We start from the raw sequence: 4,704 nt of genomic DNA on the forward strand, positions 1-4,704 counted from the left end.
GTCGAAATCTGATTCGCGCCCAGCGGCCTCGTTTTGCGTGTGCCGGCGCTGCGCGCGAACTTCCGCGGAGGCCGTCAAAAACACCTTGGTCGGGGCGTCGCCAAGCACCACGGTGCCGATATCGCGGCCTTCCACAATCACGCGGTGCGCTGCGAATGCAAGTTCACGCTGCAACTGGACGAGGTTTTCCCGAACTTCCGGGATTGCCGAAACCGAAGACACGTGTCGCGTCACGGCTTGCCCGCGAATCGGCTCGGAGACATCCTCGCCGTCCAACAAAACGGCGGTCGAATTGGGATCATCGCTGATCTCGATCGGTAGGTCGCGAGTCGCTTCAATAACCGCATAGCTATCAAGCGGATCAACCTGCGCGCGCAGCACGGCTAAGGTGGCTACACGATACATCGCTCCAGTATCTAAGTACTTCGCGTCGAGGCGTCTCGCCAGGGCACGGCAGGTGGAAGATTTACCGGTGCCAGACGGACCATCGACGGCGACGATTAAGCCATCGTCGGGCATATTAGTGATCATATTTTCGTTGCTATCTGTTCTATTTTGGGTCACGATTATCGCAAGCTTTCCTACATACCCACGGCTTTGTACAGCGAAGTCAGCTCAGACGAGTTCAACGCCCGCAGCACACCTGGTTTTTGTTCGCCCAGCTGCACCGTGTGCACCTTGGTGCGCACCAGACGCTGGACTGGGTAACCGGCTTCTTTCAGCATACGGCGCACGATGTGTTTGCGGCCTTCGTGCAGCTCGATCTGGATCAGCGAATAACCCTGGTTGCGGTCGATGACGCGCACGAAATCAGCTTTCGCGGGACCATCTTCCAGCTCCACGCCTTCCTGCAGCGTCGAAACCAGCTTCTTGCCTGCTTCGCCGAGCACCTCTGCTAGATAGGTCTTCGAAACCTCATACTTCGGGTGCATCAGTCGGTTCGCCAATTCGCCATCATTGGTCAGCAGCAGCAAACCTTCGGTATCGGCATCCAGACGGCCGACGTGGAACAGGCGTTCACCGGCGTCGAACTTGCCGATAACCAGATCGCCGACGCAGCGCCGCCCCATGTCATCGGACATCGTTGATTGCACGCCGCGTGGCTTGTTCAGCAGGTAATAGACTTTGTCTTCGTCGACATTAATCCGTGCGCCATCGACATGAATGATGTCGGTCGACGGGTCAACCTTCACGCCTTGTTTCGTGATGGTCTTACCGTTGACCTGCACGCGGCCGTCGCGAATCAAAATTTCAGAGTGCCGCCGCGATGCCACTCCGGCTTGCGCCAGCACCTTTTGCAAGCGCACGCTTTCGCGGGTGTTTCCTGCCGGGTTGGCAGCCTCCTGCGAATCCTGCACACCCTGCGCACCCGCAGCATGCTCAGCATCCGTCGGTTCATCAGCGAAGATCCAATCTGCGCCCAATTGCTTGGCGACGGATTCGGCGCTGGCTTTTCGTTCATTACGCGGTGTGTCCGCTGAGTTTTGCGTCATGATGATCACGGTCCTTGTCTGCTTGTCTGCTTGTCTGCTTGGCTAAAATTCGTCGTCGATGCTGTCGAGTTCTGGCAGCAACGGTGCAAGATCAGGCAGTGCAGCAAGACTATCGATGCCCAATTGTTCCAAAAACAACTCGGTTGTTACATAGAAACGGGCTGTGCTTGAGGTCTCTTCCGCAAGTTCGGGGTGCTGACTTGCCTCAACCTCGCGAATCATACCGCGAATCGCTAGCGTGCGCATAACGCCATCGACGTTGACGCCACGCACTGCCGATACTTGTGCCCGAGTTACCGGCTGCCGATAGGCAATCACGGCGAGTGTTTCCAGCGCGGCACGAGAGAGTTTAGTTTGGCTACCGTCCAGCAAGAACTGTTCAACAGGACCAGCATTGGCGGTGCGGGTATACAACCGCCAACCCTCTACGGTCTCGCGTAGCTGCATGCCGGCCCCACGGCTATCGAATTCGTCACGAATTTCTTCTAGCAGCGCGATGACCTTAGCTTTATCTGCTTCCAATGCGCGCGCCAGATGCGCGGCAGTAGCTGGGGTGTCGATGACCAACAGAATTGATTCCAGCTGGCTCCGCAGCTGCGAAATCAACGGCAGATCTGCCGGGCGAGCAGCACTATCTTCCATGCTGGTTACTCTCCTTTGCGAACGTTTTCCTGTGCAGCTAACCCGATTATTCCCAGTTTGCAGCACCGACCACCGCAGGGTCGACATCCAGACCAGTCCAGGACACCGAGAGTTTTTCGAGTGCTTCTGCTTGTTCCGTATCCACGGCACGCGCCTTATATAGCTCCAGCAGTGCGAGAAACCTGCCGACAATATGCATGGTATCCGGGCAATCACGGGTTAAGGCAGCAAACGTTGTCCACTCACTAGCTCCGAGCAGTTTCAATGAATTAAGCATCACACCTGCTTGTTCGGGGACGGATACGGCCACGCGGTGCACGTGATCCGTGCCGACCTCTTCAGGTGGTTTCGGGCGGAACACACCCGCAGCGAGTTCCGCGAATGACTCCGGAGTATGGCCCAGGTTGAGCGGCGGTAGCAGCTCGGCAAAGCGCTGCTCGATAGCAACCGCCCGTGGGTAGCGTTGTTGTGCGTTGCGTTGCCACTTAGCAAATAATTCCGCGACCTGTTTATACGCCCGGTATTGCAACAAACGCGCGAACAGCAGGTCTCGCGATTCGAGTAGCGCAAGGTCGTCTTCGTCGTCAACTTCCCCGCGGGGCAAGAGACGTGCTGCTTTCAGGTCGAGCAAAGTCGCAGCGACCACTAAAAATTCTGTGCGCTCATCAAGGTCTGCTTCGGGGTCCAAAAACCGCGTGTAGGCCAGGAATTCGTCGGTCACCTCATGCAGTGCAATGTCGGTGATGTCCATCTTTTTGGAATGGATTAGTTGCAACAGCAGGTCGAACGGACCCTCGAAGTTGGCGAGGGCAAGGCGAAAGCCGGTGATTTCTGGTTGTTCGGGTGTTCCCGACTGCGCAGCGTGAGCTTGCGTCATGCCTGCGCGTTCGCGGTGCGCTCCATGACCTCGAGCGCCAATGTGCGGTATTGCTGGGTTGCCTGTGAGCTTGGGGCCCAGCTGGTGATCGGCTCACCGGCCACCGACGTTTCTGGGAAGCGCACGGTACGGGTAATGACGGTGTCGAAGACTTTATCGTCGAAGACTTCCACCACGCGATCCATGACTTCTCGAGCGTGTTTGGTGCGTCTGTCGAACATCGTGACCAAAATGCCCAGCACTTCCAGGTCAAAGTTAATGCGCTCAGAGACCTTTTCCACGGTATCGGTCAGCAGTGCCAATCCGCGCAGGGAGAAAAATTCGCATTCCATCGGGATAATCACACCGTGCGAGCACGCCAGCGCATTGACCGTCAGCAAGCCCAGTGAGGGCTGACAATCAATGATGATGAAATCATAATCGCGCATCACTGGACGCAGGGCGCGCGCCAGGGTGTGCTCGCGGCCGACTTCGTTGACCATCTGGATTTCTGCTGCCGAAAGGTCGATATTGGCAGGAACCACATCGAGGTTTGCGGTATCAGTCTGCAGAATCGCGGAGTGGATGCTGGTGTGATTATCCAGCATGACGTCATAGATGGTGTCTTCTAAGCGATCATGGGAAATTCCTAGACCGGCCGACAATGCACCTTGCGGGTCCAAGTCAACCAACAGGACTTTACGGCCATGTTCTGCGATGCAGGCACCCAAGTTGATAGTCGTGGTGGTCTTGCCAACGCCACCCTTCTGATTACACATCGAGATGATCGTGGCTGGGCCGTGTTTGTCCAACGGCTTCGGTTGCGAGAATTCACGTTTTGCACGGCCGGTGAGGCCGGTTTCTTCCGCCTCAAAGAGCCCGTCGTCACTCATGTCCTCGCCTTCCTGCATCAAGACTAAATCCAGAGCCGCTCGTCGATACCGACCGGCCCCGGCCAGCAGCATGTCTCTGTGTCGATACACCAAACTTACAACGCTGTTATTAAAAAAGTCCACCTGCTTGACAAGCAAACACAGCAGACAAGGCTACAGCCTTGAACCAAAAACTACTCAACCCGGCTACCACGTGGGCTCAAAATTCTACATACCGAAGGGTTCCCCGTTCCACATATCCTCGATGAAATTCAGCATAAACTCTTTGTCCAAGTATCTTACGGCGACGTGGATATTAAGCATCGATTCTCGACTCGGTGAACAGAGCAAAGAATCGACCACAACACGATGGTCTTTTTCCAAATGAGAACCGAAATACCAGAAGGCATCACTGTGCGCACGGAAACCACCCGCAGCGATATAGAGAAAAAGATCATGCTCAGAAATTCCAGCATCGCGCACCAGTAATAGATTTGCACGCGAATAGAAATTCTCTTCGGAAAAACCCTCCACAGGTGGCGTGCGTTTCCACTCGTCTTCCAGTGCAAATGCGCGTTCGGTAATGGTTTTCTGGCTATACTGCAGCGCTTCCTGTAACGGGTTAGGCTGGGTTAGCTCTTCTTGCAAGGTCATTGCTCTATCAGAAACCATATGCCATTATCCTTTTCGTAATTGTACAAACAAGAGACTTTCCTGTGGTACCACCCTCGGTCATTGTAATAATTAGCCTTTGTATTACATTCATTCTCAGAGTGATACGAATGCAGAATCTTTTCGTGGTCTGTAGACGCTACGTCTGTCGTAGTGCCGACTCCATGCG

6 protein-coding genes are annotated in these 4,704 nt (G+C 55.1%); all 6 read right to left on the bottom strand.

Annotation, left to right across the window (positions count from 1 at the left end):
* On the bottom strand, positions 1-531 hold a 531-nt coding region (gene cmk / locus RCH87_RS10150), incomplete at its 3' end, for a (d)CMP kinase (protein ID WP_306516580.1).
* 50 nt (positions 532-581) lie between these two features.
* Positions 582-1,493, bottom strand: a complete 912-nt coding sequence (locus RCH87_RS10155; RefSeq protein WP_306516581.1) for a pseudouridine synthase — start codon at positions 1,491-1,493, stop codon at positions 582-584.
* Between the two features lie 42 nt (positions 1,494-1,535).
* Entirely contained in the window at positions 1,536-2,135 is a 600-nt protein-coding gene (locus tag RCH87_RS10160) for an SMC-Scp complex subunit ScpB (RefSeq protein WP_306516582.1), read from the bottom strand.
* 46 nt (positions 2,136-2,181) lie between these two features.
* Positions 2,182-3,012 (bottom strand): ScpA family protein, encoded by an 831-nt coding sequence (locus RCH87_RS10165; RefSeq protein WP_306516583.1) that lies wholly within the window; start codon positions 3,010-3,012, stop codon positions 2,182-2,184.
* Positions 3,009-3,884, bottom strand: coding sequence for a ParA family protein (locus tag RCH87_RS10170; protein ID WP_306516584.1), 876 nt, complete (start codon positions 3,882-3,884; stop codon positions 3,009-3,011). Before RCH87_RS10170 ends, RCH87_RS10165 begins: the two co-directional genes overlap by 4 nt.
* A gap of 207 nt (positions 3,885-4,091) precedes the next feature.
* Positions 4,092-4,535 (bottom strand): hypothetical protein, encoded by a 444-nt coding sequence (locus RCH87_RS10175; protein WP_306516585.1) that lies wholly within the window; start codon positions 4,533-4,535, stop codon positions 4,092-4,094.
* Between the last annotated feature and the right edge of the window lie 169 nt (positions 4,536-4,704).

The organism is Corynebacterium sp., from assembly GCF_030826625.1.
GTDB lineage: Bacteria > Actinomycetota > Actinomycetes > Mycobacteriales > Mycobacteriaceae > Corynebacterium.

Coding starts and splice junctions, on each gene's coding strand:
- RCH87_RS10155 (WP_306516581.1), bottom strand. CDS start 1,493: ATGACGCAAAACTCAGCGGACACACCGCGTAATGAACGAAAAGCCAGC.
- RCH87_RS10160 (WP_306516582.1), bottom strand. CDS start 2,135: ATGGAAGATAGTGCTGCTCGCCCGGCAGATCTGCCGTTGATTTCGCAG.
- RCH87_RS10165 (WP_306516583.1), bottom strand. CDS start 3,012: ATGACGCAAGCTCACGCTGCGCAGTCGGGAACACCCGAACAACCAGAA.
- RCH87_RS10170 (WP_306516584.1), bottom strand. CDS start 3,884: ATGAGTGACGACGGGCTCTTTGAGGCGGAAGAAACCGGCCTCACCGGC.
- RCH87_RS10175 (WP_306516585.1), bottom strand. CDS start 4,535: ATGGTTTCTGATAGAGCAATGACCTTGCAAGAAGAGCTAACCCAGCCT.